This window comes from Arthrobacter sp. Ha26, assembly GCF_059091705.1.
In genome coordinates this window covers 340,595-357,445 of sequence record NZ_JBNHGX010000001.1, presented here as the reverse complement: position 1 = coordinate 357,445, position 16,851 = coordinate 340,595, and the positions used below count along the sequence as shown (strand labels likewise).

At 66.0% G+C, this 16,851-nt stretch carries 19 protein-coding genes; 10 read left to right on the top strand and 9 right to left on the bottom strand.

The annotated features are described in order from the left end of the window. Positions 1-22: 22 nt before the first annotated feature. From AC5RVY_RS01670 to AC5RVY_RS01625, 10 genes are all read left to right on the top strand, one after another. Complete coding sequence (locus AC5RVY_RS01670; protein WP_493952961.1) at positions 23-1,735, top strand: glycoside hydrolase family 13 protein; 1,713 nt, start codon at positions 23-25, stop codon at positions 1,733-1,735. Positions 1,736-1,766: 31 nt separating this feature from the next. Then, the gene (locus AC5RVY_RS01665; protein ID WP_493952960.1) at positions 1,767-2,708 is read left to right on the top strand and encodes an aldo/keto reductase; all 942 of its coding nucleotides are present in this window, start codon (positions 1,767-1,769) and stop codon (positions 2,706-2,708) included. A 166-nt stretch (positions 2,709-2,874) separates the two neighbouring features. Beyond that, positions 2,875-3,738: an HpcH/HpaI aldolase/citrate lyase family protein gene (locus AC5RVY_RS01660; protein ID WP_493952959.1), complete on the top strand. Its 864-nt coding sequence runs from the start codon at positions 2,875-2,877 to the stop codon at positions 3,736-3,738. Positions 3,739-3,765: 27 nt separating this feature from the next. After that, entirely contained in the window at positions 3,766-4,704 is a 939-nt protein-coding gene (locus tag AC5RVY_RS01655; RefSeq protein WP_493952958.1) for a DUF2797 domain-containing protein, read from the top strand. Positions 4,705-4,724: 20 nt separating this feature from the next. Next, a complete protein-coding gene (locus tag AC5RVY_RS01650; protein WP_493952957.1) occupies positions 4,725-4,949 on the top strand; it encodes a DUF3188 domain-containing protein in 225 nt (74 codons plus the stop codon). A gap of 53 nt (positions 4,950-5,002) precedes the next feature. Then, entirely contained in the window at positions 5,003-5,464 is a 462-nt protein-coding gene (locus AC5RVY_RS01645) for an FAS1-like dehydratase domain-containing protein (protein ID WP_493952956.1), read from the top strand. Positions 5,465-5,467: 3 nt separating this feature from the next. Then, entirely contained in the window at positions 5,468-5,905 is a 438-nt protein-coding gene (locus AC5RVY_RS01640) for a MaoC family dehydratase (RefSeq protein ID WP_493952955.1), read from the top strand. A gap of 40 nt (positions 5,906-5,945) precedes the next feature. Continuing rightward, the gene (locus AC5RVY_RS01635) at positions 5,946-7,013 is read left to right on the top strand and encodes a UDP-N-acetylmuramate dehydrogenase (protein WP_493952954.1); all 1,068 of its coding nucleotides are present in this window, start codon (positions 5,946-5,948) and stop codon (positions 7,011-7,013) included. A 161-nt stretch (positions 7,014-7,174) separates the two neighbouring features. Next, positions 7,175-8,167: a winged helix DNA-binding domain-containing protein gene (locus AC5RVY_RS01630; protein WP_493952953.1), complete on the top strand. Its 993-nt coding sequence runs from the start codon at positions 7,175-7,177 to the stop codon at positions 8,165-8,167. A gap of 565 nt (positions 8,168-8,732) precedes the next feature. Beyond that, complete coding sequence (locus AC5RVY_RS01625) at positions 8,733-8,993, top strand: DUF559 domain-containing protein (RefSeq protein WP_493953676.1); 261 nt, start codon at positions 8,733-8,735, stop codon at positions 8,991-8,993. Between the two features lie 84 nt (positions 8,994-9,077). On the opposite strand, the gene asd is transcribed toward AC5RVY_RS01625, so the two are convergent. From asd to AC5RVY_RS01580, 9 genes are all read right to left on the bottom strand, one after another. Continuing rightward, positions 9,078-10,220 (bottom strand): aspartate-semialdehyde dehydrogenase, encoded by a 1,143-nt coding sequence (gene asd, locus AC5RVY_RS01620; RefSeq protein WP_493952952.1) that lies wholly within the window; start codon positions 10,218-10,220, stop codon positions 9,078-9,080. A 101-nt stretch (positions 10,221-10,321) separates the two neighbouring features. Further along, a complete protein-coding gene (locus AC5RVY_RS01615; RefSeq protein WP_493952951.1) occupies positions 10,322-10,756 on the bottom strand; it encodes a hypothetical protein in 435 nt (144 codons plus the stop codon). A gap of 1 nt (position 10,757) precedes the next feature. Continuing rightward, a complete protein-coding gene (locus tag AC5RVY_RS01610; protein ID WP_493952950.1) occupies positions 10,758-11,420 on the bottom strand; it encodes a hypothetical protein in 663 nt (220 codons plus the stop codon). A 19-nt stretch (positions 11,421-11,439) separates the two neighbouring features. After that, on the bottom strand, positions 11,440-12,399 hold the full coding sequence (locus tag AC5RVY_RS01605; protein WP_493952949.1) for a WXG100 family type VII secretion target: 960 nt from the start codon (positions 12,397-12,399) through the stop codon (positions 11,440-11,442). A gap of 113 nt (positions 12,400-12,512) precedes the next feature. Then, a complete protein-coding gene (locus tag AC5RVY_RS01600) occupies positions 12,513-12,731 on the bottom strand; it encodes an NF038396 family protein (protein WP_050054275.1) in 219 nt (72 codons plus the stop codon). A gap of 2 nt (positions 12,732-12,733) precedes the next feature. Then, a complete protein-coding gene (locus tag AC5RVY_RS01595; protein ID WP_493952948.1) occupies positions 12,734-13,318 on the bottom strand; it encodes a dihydrofolate reductase in 585 nt (194 codons plus the stop codon). Further along, positions 13,315-14,118 (bottom strand): thymidylate synthase, encoded by an 804-nt coding sequence (locus AC5RVY_RS01590; RefSeq protein WP_493952947.1) that lies wholly within the window; start codon positions 14,116-14,118, stop codon positions 13,315-13,317. Before AC5RVY_RS01590 ends, AC5RVY_RS01595 begins: the two co-directional genes overlap by 4 nt. 43 nt (positions 14,119-14,161) lie before the next feature. Then, positions 14,162-15,796, bottom strand: a complete 1,635-nt coding sequence (locus AC5RVY_RS01585; protein ID WP_493952946.1) for a hypothetical protein — start codon at positions 15,794-15,796, stop codon at positions 14,162-14,164. Positions 15,797-15,874: 78 nt separating this feature from the next. Then, positions 15,875-16,843 carry an NUDIX hydrolase gene (locus AC5RVY_RS01580; protein WP_493952945.1) on the bottom strand — a complete coding sequence of 323 codons (969 nt, stop codon included), beginning with the start codon at positions 16,841-16,843 and terminating at the stop codon, positions 15,875-15,877. Positions 16,844-16,851 lie beyond the last annotated feature (8 nt).

The window sequence follows — 16,851 nt, the reverse complement described above, 5'->3', positions numbered from 1 at the left end:
ATCAGAAGCAAAGGATCACCCCTTGTCCACCACCGCCACGCTGGCAACCCTGTCCGATTCCGACCGCCTGGCCGATCCGAACTGGTGGCGCCAGGCCTCCGTCTACCAGATCTACCCGCGCAGCTTCGCGGACTCCAACGGTGACGGCATCGGCGACCTCAACGGAATCACCTCCAAGGTCCCGTACCTGAAGTCCCTGGGGATCGACGCCGTCTGGCTGAGCCCCTTCTATCCCTCAGCGCTCGCCGACGGGGGCTACGACGTGGACGACTACCGCGATGTGGACCCGAAGCTGGGAACCCTGGCGGACTTTGACGAGATGGCCAAGGCGCTCCACGAAGCCGGCATCAAGCTGATCGCGGATATCGTGCCCAACCACTCCTCGAACCGGCACCAGTGGTTCCAGGAGGCACTCGCGTCGCCCAAGGGCTCACCCGCCCGCGACCGTTACATCTTCCGCGACGGCAAGGGCCCGAACGGCGAGTTCCCGCCGTCGGACTGGGACTCCGTCTTCGGCGGCCCCGCCTGGGAGCGCATCACCGAACCGGACGGCACCCCGGGCCAGTGGTACATGCATATCTTCGCCAAGGAGCAGCCGGACCTGAACTGGTCCAACCGTGAGATCCGCGAGGATTTCCTGAAGACCCTGCGCTTCTGGTCTGACCGGGGCGTTGACGGCTTCCGCGTGGACGTGGCCCACGCGCTCACCAAGGACCTCACCGAGCCGCTGCTGTCCAAGCTGGAACTGAGTGCCGCCAACACGGGTGTGGACGGCTTCGACGACGGCACCCACCCGTTCTGGGACCGTGACGAAGTGCACGAGATCTACGCCGAATGGCGCGAGGTGTTCAACGAGTACAACCCGCCGCGCACCGCCGTCGCCGAAGCCTGGGTCCACGCGACCCGGCGGGCCCGCTACGCCAGCCCGCAGGGCCTTGGCCAGGCCTTCAACTTCGACCTCCTGCAGGCCGACTTCGACGCCGCCGAGTACCAGGAGATCATCACCCGCAACCTGGCTGAAGCTGCAGCAACCGGCGCCTCCTCCACCTGGGTGTTCTCCAACCACGACGTTGTCCGCCACGCCACCCGCTACGGGCTGCCGCAGCTTGCCAAGGGCACGGGCCACCACAAGGGCCAGGACGGCAAAGACTGGCTGCTCGCCGGCGGCCCCAAGGAGCAGCTGGACGTGGAGCTCGGTGAACGGCGCGCCCGCGCCGCCACGCTCCTGATGCTCGCTGTGCCGGGCTCGGCCTACCTGTACCAGGGCGAGGAACTGGGCCTGCAGGAAGTGGCCGAGATCCCCGAGTCCGAGCGCCAGGACCCGTCCTTCTTCCGCAACAAGGGCGTGGACATCGGCCGCGACGGCTGCCGTGTGCCGCTGCCCTGGAAGGTTGAGGGGACCTCCTTCGGCTTCGGCGACGGCGGCGCGCACCTGCCGCAGCCCGATTGGTTCAGCAAGTACGCCGTGGAAGCACAGGACGGGACCGAAGGCTCGACGCTGGAGCTTTACCGCAAGGCCCTGAAGCTCCGCCGTGAGCTGCTGACCGACGAAGAGCTGGCATGGGTGGAGACGGGCAACCCGGAGGTCCTGCACTTCCGCCGGCCCAACGGCTGGCAGTCCGTGACCAACTTCGGGGACACCGCCGTCGACCTGCCGGCAGGACAGGTGCTGGTCAGCAGCGCACCCCTTGAGGACGGGAAGCTTCCCGGCAACACCACCGCCTGGCTGCGCTGATGTCCTCGAGCAACGAGGGGCGGCCCGCCTGATGCAGGAACTGATATACGGCTGCATGGGACTGGGCGGGAGCTGGTCCGAGGAGCCTCATGCCGGCGAGCATGTGGACGAGGCCGCTGCCGCCGTCGAGGCTGCGCTCGATGCCGGGATCTCGCTCTTTGACCATGCGGACATCTACCGCAGAGGCAAGTCCGAAGCGGTTTTTGGTGAGGTGCTGGCCGCCACGCCCGGACTCCGGGACCGCATCCGGCTCCAGACCAAGTGCGGGATCAGGTTGAATGAACGTGGCCTGCAAACCCACTACGACCTCAGCCGGAACGCCATCCTGGAACGGGTCAACGAAAGCCTTAAACGGTTGCGGACGGATTACGTGGACATCCTCCTGCTGCACCGCCCGGACCCCCTGGCGGATCCGGCGGAGGTGGCTGCCGCCGTCGGACAGCTGATGGCTGAAGGCAAGGTCCGGCAGCTTGGCGTGTCCAACATGTCCGGAGTCCAGATCGAGGCGCTGCAGGACCGGCTGGAGACCCCAATAGTGGCCAACCAGCTGGAGATGAGCCTGCTCAAGCGGGCATGGCTGGAAAGCCAGGTGCTGGTGAACCACGCCGAGCACTTGGACTACAGCTTCCCGCACGGCACGCTGGAGTACTGCGTCCGAAACGGCATCACCCTGCAGGCGTATGGCTCCCTCGCCAAGGGCGCGTACACGGGCGCGGAACCGGAGAGCCCCACCTCCGCAGAGGCCGCGACCACGGAGCTCGTGGCGGAGTTGGCGGGGGAGTACGGCAGCACCGGCGAATCGGTGCTCCTCGGGTGGCTGATGAAGCACCCCGCCGGCATCGCTCCGGTGATCGGCACGGTCAACCCCGGCCGCATCCGGGCATGCGCCGACGCCGCCCGTGTAGCCGAGACCATGACCCGCGCCGACTGGTACAAACTCTGGGTGGCCGCGCGCGGCAGCAACATCCCCTGAGCCACCCCAACCAGGTAGCAGCAAGTGCCGTTTGGACGATTCATGACGGCACTTGCTGCTGCCTGCTTTAAGCAGGACCGGGTCATAACCCGTTTAGTTCGTATTGATCCTCACAACCGGGCCATTTTCTTCGCCGTGCCGCTTGCGGGGCGGATACGGTAGATACATGACGTCTACCATCGCCACCGAGACCGTAAGGCCGGAACGCAATATCCCAGCAGAGATCGCCCGCTCCTGGCTCCTCGTGAATGCCATGAAGACCGAGCTTTTTGACCAGTCGGCAGTGTCCCGCGCTGACTCGATCATCCTGGATATTGAAGATGCCGTGGACCCCTCGCAGAAGGACCAGGCCCGGAACAACGTGGTCGACTGGCTCACCGCCGGCGGCAAGGCCTGGGTCCGCATCAATGACGCCACCAGCCCCTTCTGGGCTGACGACCTCGCCGGCCTTCGCGGTACTCCGGGCCTGCTCGGCGTGATGCTCGCCAAGACCGAGTCCGCGGACCAGGTCACCGAAAGCTTCCACCGGATGGACGGCAAGACCCCCGTTATCCCGCTGGTGGAATCCGCCGTGGGCATCGAAGAAGCCAACAACATCGCCAAGGCCCAGGGCGCGTTCCGCCTTGCCTTCGGGTCCGGCGACTTCCGCCGCGACACGGGCATGGCCGCCACCGCCGAAGCGATGGCCTACCCCCGCGCCAAGCTCGTCGTCGCCAGCCGGGTGGGCAACCTGCCGGGGCCCATCGACGGCCCCACCGTCGGCACCAACCACCCCATCCTCCGTGAGCAGACCGGTATCACCGTGATGATGGGCATGACCGGCAAACTCTGCCTGGCCATCGACCAGACGCCTGTCATCAATGAGGTCATCAGCCCCACCCCGTCCGACGTCGCCTGGGCCACCGACTTCATGGCAGATTTCGAAGCCAATGGCCGCGTCATCCGTGACGGCTCCGATTTGCCCCGCCTGGGCCGCGCCGAGAAGATCATGAAGCTCGCGGTAGCCTTTGGGGTGCAGCCCGCGCTCTAGCATCGCCCGATTGTTCCAGGAGACCCCGTGACCGATACGCCTTATCTGGTCCACGGGGTTTTTTGGCCTGGGCCCACTGACGGTCCAGGTGTGGATGGAGCCGCTCCTCTCCTGCGGCTGCAGGCCCCGGACGGAACGTTCACCGAAATACCGCTCGACGACGGCGCGCGGCTGGGCTTCCGGCTGGCCGCGGAGGGGAAGTCCTGCCTGGGGCACCACCGCGTTCACGGCCCGGGCCGCCGGGACCATATCCGGTGCAAAGGCCTGTCTCCGGCTGCCCGGGGACATCAGTGTGAACGGTGCTTTGTGGCGGACGACTTCCGCCGTATGCACGACTTCCACCGGGGCGGCGGCGTCCCGCCCGGCCTGCGCAGCTACCTCATGCAGCCGCACTGGCTTTACGTCGCAACCTTCGCCAACGGGGCCAGCAAGGTGGGGACCGCGTCCGACGGTCGAAAATGGCAGCGGCTCGCCGAACAGGGCGCCGTAGCCGGCAGCTACATCGCCCGCGCCGCCGACGGCCGCGTGGTGCGCATCCTCGAGGACCTCGTAACCCGCGAGGGCGGGCTGCCGCAGCAGGTGCGTTCCGCGGCGAAGGCGGCCGCCCTCGCAGCTCCGGCACCTGCGGACTGGATCAGCTCCCACAACGCCGCGCTGGCGAACGACGCACGCCGGCTTCTGTCCGGGGCGGAAGAAGACGGCTTTGAGGTGGTGAAGGAAACCTGGAACCGTCCGGGGCTGGCCGGACGCTTGTGCGCGGAGACATCACGCCACACCTACCCGCACCCCTTGGATTCAGGATCCCACGGCTTCACCGTCCGCTCCGTCTGCGGCAGTTTTGTACTGGCAGCCCTCGATGGCAGCGGTTTGGAGTTCGTCCTGGACCTGGGCCGGCTCAAAGGCCGGACCATCGAACTGGGGCACCATTCCTCCGAGGTCCCGGCGGTCCAGGAAACGCTTTTCTGAGGCCCCGGTAGACTGGCACAGTGCTGAACGAATTCTGGGCCACTGCGCCAACCCGCTACAAAGTCCTGGTTTTCAGCGCGATGGGACTGATCGCCGCCGGTATCCTCCTGAACCTCATCGGCAACACCAGCGGCAAGCAGGCGCTGGCCGTGGCTTCACTGCCATTGATCGGACTGGGACTCGTCTTGCACATCGCCGGCATCGTGGTCCGCGGCCAGGCCATCCGCAAGAACCTCAGGCGGTAATCTTTCAGCGGCCCCTTTCTGCCTCTCAAAGGCCTGACGATAGGCTGGAACCCATGACTATCAATCCGGACCTGCAGGGCCGTAGCTACCCTGCCGCAGAGGTGTACGACGTTGGCCGCGAGAAAATCCGCGAGTTCGCCCGCGCTGTCAAGGCCACCCACCCTGCACACTTCGACCTTGAGGCAGCGAAGGCCCTGGGCCATACCGATCTTGTAGCCCCGCCGACGTTTGCCATCATCATCGCCCAGCGCGCCGATGCCCAGCTCATCGAGGATCCGGAGGCCGGGATCGATTTCTCCCGCGTGGTCCACGCCGACCAGCGCTTCACCCACCACCGGCCCATCTTCGCCGGCGACCGGCTGGTGGCTGAACTGCACGTGGACGGCGTCCGGGCCATGGGCGGGGGAGCGATGATCACCACCCGCTCTGAAATCTTCGCCCTAGGCGCCGATGACTCCCGCGAGCCGGTCACCACCACCACGTCGTCCATCCTGGTCCGCGGAGAGGGACAGTAACCCATGAGCCTCAGCATTCACCAACTCAGCCCCGGCCAGGAGATCGGCAGCCGCACCGTAGCGGTCACCCGCACCGATCTGGTCAAATACGCCGGTGCTTCCGGTGACTTCAACCCCATCCACTGGAACGAAGCCTTCGCTACCGGAGTGGAACTGCCCGGCGTCATCGCCCACGGCATGTTCACCATGGGCTCCGCCGTGCAATTGGTCACCGACTGGGCCGGTGACCCTGCCGCCGTGGTGGACTTCCAGACCCGCTTCACCAAGCCCGTCCTGGTCACCGACACCACCGGCACCGACGAACCCGGCGCCACCATCGAAGTCAGCGGCCTCATCGGAAAGCTCGACGCCGAGGCCAATACGGCCCGTATCGACCTCACCGTTGTTGCCGCCGGGCAGAAAGTCTTGATGAAAGCCCAGGCCGTCGTCCGGCTCAGCTGAGCCGGGAAGCGCGCTCCACTTTCGGCGATAGGGTTGTGTGGTGACTTCCACCCTGCTTTCCCAGCTGACCACGGCCGCCGTCGGAGGCCCCGCGGGCACATTCATCGAGGCCCGGACCGAAGCTGAGATCATTGACGCCGTCCGCGCTGCGGATGCGGCCGGGGAGCCGCTGCTGATCCTCAGCGGCGGCTCCAACCTGCTGATCTCCGACGACGGGTTTCCCGGAACCGTGGTCCGTATTGCCACCGAAGGGTTCTCCGTCAACGCCGAGGACTCGTGTGGCGGGGTCGCCGTGGTGGTGCAGGCAGGCCACAACTGGGACAAACTGGTTGAGCATGCGGTCCTTCACGCCTGGTCCGGGATCGAAGCACTCGCCGGTATCCCGGGCTCCACCGGGGCAACCCCCGTCCAGAACGTCGGCGCTTACGGTTCGGACGTGTCCCAGACCATCGCCGCCGTGCGCACCTGGGACCGTGAGCGGAACGCCGTCAAGACCTTCACCAACTCGGAGCTGAAGTTCGGCTACCGGGACTCCATCCTCAAGCAGACCACCGTCAACGGTTCACCCCGCTACGTGGTGCTGACGGTGGAGTTCCAGCTGCCCATCGGGCGCATGAGCGCGCCCATCCGGTACGCGGAGCTTGCCCGTACGCTGGGCGTGGAGCAGGGGAAGCGCGCCTACGCCACAGACGTCCGCCGGGAAGTGCTGCGGCTCCGGGCTTCCAAGGGCATGGTCCTGGATCCAACAGACCGCGACACCTATTCCACCGGTTCGTTCTTCACCAATCCGATCGTCGCGGCGGACGTGGCTGAGGCCCTTCCCGAGGGCGCACCCCGTTATCCTGCGGGCAAGGACGGGCTGGTGAAGCTCTCCGCCGCATGGCTGATCGACCAGGCGGGCTTTGGTAAAGGCTTTGGACTCGAGCCGGGCAGCGTCAGCGGCGGCAGGGCCTCCTTGTCCACCAAACACACTTTGGCCATCACTAACCGCGGCTCAGCCAAGGCCGCAGACGTGGTGGCGGTGGCCCGCGAGGTGCGTGCCGGCGTCGAACGCCGTTTTGGCATTGAGCTGCACCCGGAACCGCTGCTGATCGGCCTGGAACTCTAGCCCCTGGCCATAGGATGGGGGCCATGACTGTGAAGGTGGGGGCCCGTCTTGACCGTAGAACCCTGGGCAGGCTTCGGCTGGTCTCCCAACGTCTACTCCCGCTCCCGGCCGTTCCAGGGCGACCACACGGCGGCGCATCCGTAGCCGAAACAGTCCGTTGGATGACGGCCATGCAGGCCCAGGACCTGCAGGCGGCCATGTGGGCCGCGGGCGTCAGGACTCCCGGCTCTGGCCTGGCGGATGTCCGGTCCGCACTTGATTCGGGTGCCGTGGTTCGCTCGTGGCCGATGCGCGGAACTTTGCACCTGGTGGCGCCGGAGGACCTGCGCTGGATGCTGGACCTCACGGCGGAACGGCTCACCAAGGGCATCGCCGCCCGGCACCGCGAACTGGGTATCGCATGGGCCGATATCGAGAAATGCCGGGACTTGGCGCTGGAACGCATAGCCAGCGTCGGCGCTGTCAGCCGCCGTGAGCTTTTCGAGGTTTTCGACGCCGCCGGGCAGTCCACCCAGGGCCAACGGGGCATCCACATCCTGGGGACGTTGTGCCGGCACGCCTGGCTGGTGCAGGGGCCCCTTGCGGGAAACCAGCAGCTGCTGGTGGACTTCGAAAGCTGGATCCCCGTGTCGCGCAGGCTCGGCCGGCAGGAAGCCATTGCCGAGTTCGCCCTCCGCTACTTCCGGAGCCACGGCCCAGCCACCGTCCGGGACTTCGCATGGTGGACGCAGATCCCGCTGACCGAGGTCCGGGCAGCGTTCGAGGACATCAAAGACCAACTTGTGGAGCTGGAATTCGAGGGCACAAGCTACTGGCTGTCCTTGGAGACGGCATCATTGCTCGACGGCGGCGTGCCCGGCCAGCGATCCGTCCTCCTCCTGCCCGGCTTTGACGAGTTTGTGCTGGGGTACCAGGACCGGAGCCTGGTCCTGGCGCCGGAGCACGCCAACAAGATCGTCCCCGGCGGCAACGGCGTGTTCAAGAAGACCGTGGTGGCAGGGGGAGAGGTGATCGGCACGTGGGCCCGGGAAGGCACCGGCGCGAAGTCCGGCGTCGTGCCTGAACTCTTTGACCCGTCCCGTCCGCTGGGAGTCACCGCTCAAGCAGCGTTCGCCCGCGCCGCCCAACGCTACCGGGCCTTCCTCGGGTCCTGACTGCGTACGAGCGGCCCTGGGCCGCATAAACGGTGCTGGGCACCGCCGTTTGAGCGGGGCACGGCCGCTGCTGCCCATTCAGGGTGAAAAGTTGTCCACACCCGGCAGCCCGCGGCTTCCCGCCACACTGTCGGCGGACGAAGTATTGGTCCATGAAGCTCGAGAGAACCCGGCAGTTGATAGAGGACCCCTGGCCTTCAAAGCACCTGGCGTCCACCACGCAGCTTGACGAGGCCGGTATCGGGGACCGGCTCCTGACACCACCACTTTCCTGGCTCCCGACGGGAGAATCTTCAGGGTAACCAGCCTGGAAAGGACGGTGCTGGACTGCGCGCGGATCCTGCCGCTCGAACAGGCGGCTGTGATCGGCGACCACGCGCTGCGCAAGGGGGCTAAACTCGCTGAAATCCAGCGGCTTCTGAACACGGGACCTGAGAAAAGGGGGAGCCGGCGGGCCCGAGTCCTCCTCGATGCACTGGATGAACGGTCTCAATCTGCGGGTGAGACCCGGACCAGGCTGTTGCTGAGTTCCTTTGGCATTCATAGCTTCATGCCCCAATGAGAAATTCCAACTGCTTCCGGGCTGTTCCGGGCGGACTTCGCTGACGTGAAAGCGAGGATCATCGTCGAGTTTGACGGTGCCGGGAAGTACACGGATTACAGGCCCACGGAGCAAGTTCTTCTTGCTGAACGCCGGCGGGAGAATGCGTTGACTGAAGAGGGGTGGCTGGTCCTCCGGCTGAACTGGAAGCACCTTGACCGGCCTGCAGAGTTAAGGCTCCGCCTGCAGGTTATGGCGGAGCGCTCCCGACGGATGTCCGCCTGAAACGAGAGCGGCCCTGGACCGCATAACCGGTGCCGGGCAGCAACGGTTGTGCGGGCCAGGGCCGCTCGTGCAGAACCTGTAGCGCTAGAGGTTCCCGGTGGCGATGTTGAGCATGCGGCGCAGCGGCTCGGCGGCGCCCCAGAGGAGCTGGTCGCCCACGGTGAATGCGCTGATGTACTGCGGGCCCATCTCCATTTTGCGGATGCGGCCCACGGGGATGTCCAGGGTGCCGGAGGCAGCCACGGGGGTCAGGCCGGCCATGGAGGCTTCCTTGGTGTTGGGCACCACCTTGGCCCACTGGTTGTCCTCGTCGAGCAGCTTCTCGATTTCGGCGACGGACAGGTCCTCGCGGAGCTTGAGGGTCAGCGCCTGGGAGTGGGAGCGCATGGCGCCGATGCGGACGCAAAGACCGTCCATGATGATGCGGTTTTCGTCGGAGGTGCCCAGGATCTTGTTGGTTTCCACCCCGGCCTTCCACTCTTCCTTGGACTGCCCGTTACCCAGGTCCGCATCGATCCAGGGGATCAGGGAGCCGGCCAGGGGAACACCGAACTGCGTGGCGTCGATATCGGTGCGCTGGTGGGCCAGGACCTTGCGGTCGATGTCCAGGATGGCCGACGCCGGGTCGTCCAGTTCCGTGCTGACCTCGGCGTTGAGCGTGCCGAACTGGCTCAGGAGCTCACGCATGTGCCGGGCGCCGCCACCGGAAGCAGCCTGGTACGTCATGGAAGTGCCCCATTCGACCAGGTTGTTCTTGAACAGGCCGCCGAGGCCCATCAGCATGCAGGACACCGTGCAGTTGCCGCCAATGAAGTCCTTGGTGCCGTTGACCAGGCCCTTGTCGATGACATCACGGTTGATGGGGTCCAGGACGATGATGGAGTCGTCGTTCATGCGCAGGGTGGAGGCAGCGTCGATCCAGAGGCCGTCCCAGCCGCGGCTGCGCAGCTCGCCGTGGACCTGCTTGGTGTAGTCGCCGCCTTGGGCGGTGACAATAATGGGCAGCTTCGCGAGGGTGTCGAGGTCGAACGCGTTCTCAAGCTTGCCGGCGCTGCCTCCTGCTGTTCCAGCAATAGACGGCCCTGCACCCCCCGCGTTGGAGGTGGAGAAGAACACCGGGTTGATGTTGGCGAAGTCGCCCTCGTCCTGCATGCGCTGCATGAGGACGGAACCGACCATGCCGCGCCATCCGACCAGGCCGACGGAAGGGGTAGCTGCTGTAGTCATTCGTACAGTTTAGACTTCGGAACCGGCCCGGCGCAGTCGGTTACGTCACGCACCCCACGGGTTCAGGCTCAATGGACCACACCGGCGTGTGCGAGCCTGTGCTACCTGTCGAACTGGCGGGCGGTGGGCTCGGGGATTCCACGTTCCGCGCGGAGCCGTTTCGCCTTGGACGCTATACCCGCCATGCGGACGGCATACAGCACGCCGCACGCTCCGGCGAGCGTCAGGATCAGGGCGCCCCACAAGGGGTCCTGTCCCCGGCTGGTGGGCCCGGCCACCAGCAGGATGGAGAACACGGTCAAAGCAGCGAAGAAGGCAGCCAACACCAGGAATCCGACGGCGGACCGCACTTGCGGGTGGGAGCTCGCAGTCACTACACCGAGCTCATCCTTGGCATAGCTGTGCAGCCTGCCCTCCACGGTTCGGAGGAGGACCCGCTTGTCACCGCGTGCCAGCGCCTGGTCGTGGTAGGCCCGGACCTGGTCGTCGGGATTGGGGCTGCTGCCGGGGGTGTTGCCTGGAAAGCCGTTTTGCACGCTAGTCCTGTCGGATCGATCGGATGTGGTCCCGAACCTGGCCGTCAGTCAGGCCAGTGAGCTCCTGGATCGGTTCGGACGGCGCGTCGATGACGCCATACCCCACTGCCCAGCCCTGGCTGCCGCGCTTGACCAGAAGTTGCTTCTCGGCACCGTCCTGCAGCAACCGGATGGTGGCTCCGCCGGACGGATTGTCTTCGAGGTGCTTGCGCACCATGAAGAAGGTGGCTTCCGCTGGCGTGGAATCGGGACGCTGGGCCATCGCAAACCAGCTGAGGTAGGCGCGGGGCTGCAGCAGGATCCGGTACTCGGCAGATTCTACGGAGAGGACATTGTCCACAGCGTCCGCCGTCAGGAGGTTCACCTGGACCCGCTTGGTTGCCTCGGTCAGGGCATGGGTGACGGCGGCGACCGGGCCGGCCACTGAAAGTTCACCGCCCGGTCCAACCGTGGCGGCGCCCCGGGCTACCAGGGAGGAAGCACCGGCGGAGAGCAGGGAGGCGTCGCCCAATTCATCTTTAAGCCGAAGCGCTGTGGCGGACGCCTCCGACGCCGGGCCGCGCCTCAAGTTCAGGAGCACCAGGAGTTCGGCGAAGCCGAAACCGATCGCATCCGGGTAACCCTGGCCGGACGTCGAGGACTGGGCTGTCGTTGTTTCAGTCACTGGTTGTTCTCCTCAGTTCTCAGAAGCCAAAAAAGTCGCCGACGGCGTCGACCCCGTCGCTGATGGCGCCGCCAACGGCTTCTGCTCCATCGGCGATCTTATCCCCGACGTAGTTCACGGAATCGTGGACAAGGGGGACGTTGTCGTAGAGGGCAAGGGCGCCGCTGGCCACCATGCAGGCGGTACCGGCGGGTGGCGGCAGGAACGAGCCGGCGCCCAGCAGCGCCTTGGTGGTGGAGTAGGCAGCCGAGCCGTAGTCCCCCTCCTGGAAGTTGTTGAACGCGTCCAGGGTGTCCAGTCCTACTCCCAGAACTCCCAGGCCCTTGCTGAAGCCGTCAATGTACTTGAACGCGTTGGACCCCTCGGCGAGGTTCAGCACTTCGTGGAACTTGCCTTCAAACAGGTTGTTGGACAGGTTGAAGAATTTGCTGAACTCATTGGAGTTCTGGAAAGCCCGCCAGGCCGCGGGATCCATAAAGTCGCCGATACGCGACTTATGAAGCATGGCACCGAGATCGAAAAGGCCCGCGCGCAGGTTGGGGAACGCCTTAGTGAGGCCGTAGATGTCCCAGCCATCGCGGAACGGGGAGTCCGGATCGGCAAGCCAGTCCGGGCCCCAGGGGTCATTGCTGCGCTGTCCGGGGACGGGGCCGTGCCCTCCGGGGCCTGCCTCTACGCCGGGGCCGGTTCCACCGGAACCGGTGCCTCCGTCACTCGCTTTCTCCTGCTGGTCCGCGTTCTCCAGGAGCTTTTTCGACTCCTGCTGCAGCGCGAAGGCAGCCTGCTGGAGCATCGCCCGGTGGCTGCCGTTCCATTCGGAGCGGAACGCAACGGCGTCCTGGCCCCTCCATGACGTGGTGCTGTTGATGTGGCTTGTCAGCTGCGTGGACTGCTGCAGCAGCTGATCGGCCGTCTTACCGAACTGCTTCGCCAGCGTCCGCAACTCGGCAACGTCCGCGCCCCACAAATTTCCTGCCACCCGGCAATCCCCCCGATAATCGACCAGCCGTCTTTCAAGCTGAAACCCAGCTCAGCCTAATGGCAACATTCAGCCGCCGCGATGGGGTGTCCTCCCCATATGCGGCACAGCTCCTAACTGCGCTCGGAATCCTCCAGCACCGCTGCCTTGCGCGCCCGCAGGGCGAAGAACGCACCGAAGGCGAACACCTGGGTCACCACCACCAGCACGATGGCGCCGGCGATCTTGTTGCCGCCGAGGATCATGGTGAACCCTACGATGGCGGACAGCAGCGCCAGCAGGGGGAGCAGCATATAGCCCAGCACAAAGAGGGTTTCCGGTTTCTTCAACATTCCTAGCCCTCAGTCCGTGACCATTTGGTGAATCGGTAGCGTGTGCCGTTGGCGGCCGTCAGCCAGCCGTCCGGGGGGACGGAGGCAACAGCTTCCCAACCGGTGCCAAGCTGGGGGGCGAAGGTGTCGCCGTCAGCAGCGACGTCGATGGTGGTGACCACGGCGACGTTCGCGAGCTCGGTGGACTGGCGGAAAATCTCGCCGCCGCCCAGGATCCAGACGGTTTCGCCGCCGTCGACAAACTGGGACTCAAGCAGCGCGTCATCAAGTGAAGGAACCACGACGGCGCCCTCCGCCTCAGGCGTGCCGGCCCAGCTCTTCTGCCGGGTGATCACAATGTTGGTGCGGCCGGGCAGGGGACGGAACTTGTCGGGGAACGACAGCCACGTCTTGCGCCCCATCACCACAGGATGGCCCATGGTGAGCCGGTTGAAGTGCTTCAGGTCCTCGGGCAGGTGCCAGGGCATGTCGCCGTCCTTGCCGATGACACCCTCGGGGGTCTGCGCCCATACCAGGCCCACCCCGGTCACCGAGGCGGCCAGCTCCTCTGTGAACGACTGCGGATCGGTGGAGTTCTCGGTGCTCATACGGCGATCGGAGCCTTGATCGTGGGGTGGTGCCTGTAGCCCACCACTTCGAAGTCCTCGAGGGTGTAGTCGAAGATGGAGGCCGGCTTCCGGGTGATCTTGAGCTGCGGGTACTCGTACGGCTCCCGCTCCAGCTGCTTGAGGACCTGGTCCATGTGGTTCTCGTAGATGTGGACGTCCCCGCCGGTCCAGACGAACTCACCGGGTTCGAGTCCCACCTGTTGCGCCACCATGCAGGTCAGCAGCGCGTAGGAGGCAATGTTGAACGGAACGCCCAGGAACATGTCCGCCGAGCGCTGGTACAGCTGGCAGGAGAGTTTGCCGTCCGCCACGTAGAACTGGAAGAACGCGTGGCACGGGGGCAGGGCCATGTCGTGGAGTTCAGAGACATTCCAGGCGGAGACGATGTGCCGCCGGGAATCCGGGTTGGATTTCAGGTTCTCCACGAGCTCGGCGATCTGGTCGATGTGCCCGCCGTCCGGCGTGGGCCAGCTGCGCCACTGGACACCATAGACGGGCCCCAGGTCGCCGTCCGCGTCTGCCCACTCATTCCAGATGGTGACGCCCTGGTCCACCATCCATTTGATGTTCGTTTCGCCGCGGAGGAACCACAGGAGCTCCACTGCCACGGACTTGAAGTGGACCCGCTTGGTGGTGATCAGCGGGAAGCTTTTCGAGAGGTCGAAGCGGATCTGGCGCCCGAAAACGCTGGTGGTTCCGGTTCCGGTGCGGTCCGATTTGTGCGTGCCGGAGGCCAGGACATCGCGCAGGAGGTCTTCATAAGGCGTTGGGATGCTCACTCCTAAAGTCTACTTGCCCCTGGCCGGCCCCTCGCGGCGCGGCTCAAGTCCTGGCAGCCGAGTACCGGGCAGGTCCGGCAGGACGCCCTGCAGATGGCCGGGCAAAACTCCGCACCGGGATGCAGGCGATCACCACGCCTGTTGCAGCCAGCAGCGAACCCAGCACCCCGGAGGCCTCCCAGAGCCAAGTCCACGGCACGGGTTCCAGGGCTGCCGCCCTTCGAACGCTGGGCCCGGCGGACAGCAGCAGCACGCCCGCCTGTACCGTGAAGCAGGCTGCCAGCGCCCGGACAACCCGGTGCACAGTGATGGCACGAAGGGCCGCATCGAGTCCGCGGACTGCCTCCGGAATTCCCCGGCGCAGGCGCGCGACTGTCAGCGGCAGCAGGGACAGGGCTGCCACCGCCGCCGCCGTCCAGGCGGTAGCGGGCCACGACGGCAAAACCTTCACTGCCGCCTCGGCAGCGGCAGTAAGTGCAACCAACACCACCAGTAGAGTGAGCGCCGCCGACCCGGTGGCGAGCAGCGCCGGGCTGACAGCCTGTTGCGGCCACGCCCGGGGTGCTTGGACAGTTCCATAATTGCGCTGCATCAGCAGTTCCCCACCGGTTGTGGCCACCAGCACTGAGGCTGCCGATATGGCGACTACCACGGCCGGGTGGCCGGTAACGGCTCCCGGGACGAGCAGAGCTACCACCGCCGGAACCGGCACCGCCAGTCCCAGCGCGGCGCCCAGCGACACCGAGAGGCGTGTGGCCGGGTGGGTTGCTGCGCTGGTTGCAGGCACGTCATTTGCGGCCTCTGCACCGGCAAGCCTGGGTGGGGCCCACCACCACATGATCAGCAGGACGGCCAGTCCAACAGCCCCGGCAGCGTTAGTCCAGCCTCCGGTAGCTCCTGCCGAAGGATCGGGACGGGCCGCGTGATTGCCCGCGATCGCTCCAAGCCCAGCCGCAATGGTTGCCACGGTCCGGAGCAGGCGGTTCATGGCAATTGTCCGAAGGAGATCGTTCTCCCGCTGTGTCAGTGGCTCCAGCGGACGGCGCCGCGTGATGAGCTCAAGCACCAGCCACGTGCCGGCAGCAAGGACAAGCAAGGCGGGGCCCAGGTAACCGGCAAGTTCCATGCCAGCCACCCTGCCGTCGCCGCCGTAGGTGGCTGCGTCATAGGGCGAGGGCGGCCGGGAGCCGTAAGGGACTGACGGAAAGCCGGGCAGTGTTGCCACCCACGTAATCTCCAGTGCCACTGCGGCAAAGATGGCCAGCGTGGTCCAGGCGAGCCGGCGGGGCAAAAAATCCCGGATCCGACGCACCTCCCGCCCCGTCACCCCCCGTGGCCGCGGCCTGAGGTAGCTCAACTGGCCGACAGCGTGAACAGCAAGGCAGCCCAGCACCGGCCATGCCAGGGCGGCGATGATGCTGCCCGGGCTGGCGAGGGGCCCACTCCTTGAATCCGCGGGGAGAATCCCGGCGTTGCCGGCCGGCTGCAGCGAGCTGACCAGCCAGCCCATAAAACCTACCCAGAAGGCGTGGCGGGAGGCTGTGGCTGCGGACGCTTCCTTGCCCGACCCCCGGATCACCCACCGAAGCAGGAAATAGGCTCCCGCGGCCAGCAGGAACAGCCAGAGCCCAGCCCAGGGCGCAACAGAGGCTAAGGCGGCAACATCGGAACCAGGCACATTTCCCCCAAGAATCGTGCGTCAATCTACTCAGTGTTTGATCCGGAACTTCCGTGGTCAAGCACTGGGCTGCCTGTATCAGTCGTCGAAGGGCTTGAACTGCTCCACAGCCACGACGCTGTTTGCAGCCCCCGGGGCCACATGGCACACCACGAGTTCGCCGGGGGACAGGTATGGTTCCTTGGCGGGCAGGAGCGTTGCAAGGCGCCCCGGCATATGGTTTGCCAACTGCCCAAACACGGTGGGCAATGCCGGGCGGTGGGTGCAAAGGACTACGGGCCGCTGTTTATCAAAGAGGGCCTCCATAACTGCGGCGGTTTTCTTCGGGTTCCGCTCATGCCGCTGTTCGGTCAGCGCCTCGACCAGTTTCACTTTGGCGCCGGCCGCCTTCGCATAGGGAGCCACCGTGGCCACGCACCGCAGCCACGGGCTGGTGACCACGCGGGGGGGCTTCCACGCCTGGAGCAGTCGGCCCACAGCCTGGGCCTGCCGGTTTCCGGTGGCCGCCAACGGGCGGTCGCCCTCGGCCTTGGACCAGGACGAGCGGGGCTTGGCCTTCGCGTGGCGGAGCACCAGGAGGGGCCATGTGTCCAGCTCGCCGCGCTCATGGGCTTCCCGCAGGTATTCAAGCGGCCCGACGTCGGAGGGGTTGGACAGCAGCCGGGCCGCCTTTTCGGGGGCGCACCACATCACGCTGTCCACCTCCTTGCCGTCGGGCACCAGCCTGTCGCCGTTGACCCTGACCGCCCAGTAGTAGACCACCTTCAGGCCCGATGCCACGTGGTAATGGATCGGGGGCAGCGGTATGCCCAGTGAGGCGGTCAGCCCGATCTCCTCCCGCACCTCGCGGACGGCGCACTCCGGGACGGTCTCGCCGTCGTCGATCTTTCCTTTCGGCCAGGACCAGTCGTCATAGCGGGGCCTGTGGATCAACAGGACCTCCAGCTGGTCTTTGGTGAGACGCCACGGGATTGCACCGGCAGCCGTGACGGCTACCGGTTCACCTGGGTGGTCTGTCTGGTCTGCTACTAGTGCGTCGCTGGACAAAAGCGCGC

Excerpts from the sequence above, each read along its gene's own strand:
- AC5RVY_RS01600 (WP_050054275.1), bottom strand. The coding sequence starts at position 12,731 with ATGTTGAAGAAACCGGAAACCCTCTTTGTGCTGGGCTATATGCTGCTC.
- AC5RVY_RS01660 (WP_493952959.1), top strand. The coding sequence starts at position 2,875 with ATGACGTCTACCATCGCCACCGAGACCGTAAGGCCGGAACGCAATATC.
- AC5RVY_RS01665 (WP_493952960.1), top strand. The coding sequence starts at position 1,767 with ATGCAGGAACTGATATACGGCTGCATGGGACTGGGCGGGAGCTGGTCC.
- AC5RVY_RS01640 (WP_493952955.1), top strand. The coding sequence starts at position 5,468 with ATGAGCCTCAGCATTCACCAACTCAGCCCCGGCCAGGAGATCGGCAGC.
- AC5RVY_RS01645 (WP_493952956.1), top strand. The coding sequence starts at position 5,003 with ATGACTATCAATCCGGACCTGCAGGGCCGTAGCTACCCTGCCGCAGAG.
- asd (WP_493952952.1), bottom strand. The coding sequence starts at position 10,220 with ATGACTACAGCAGCTACCCCTTCCGTCGGCCTGGTCGGATGGCGCGGC.
- AC5RVY_RS01630 (WP_493952953.1), top strand. The coding sequence starts at position 7,175 with ATGACGGCCATGCAGGCCCAGGACCTGCAGGCGGCCATGTGGGCCGCG.
- AC5RVY_RS01595 (WP_493952948.1), bottom strand. The coding sequence starts at position 13,318 with ATGAGCACCGAGAACTCCACCGATCCGCAGTCGTTCACAGAGGAGCTG.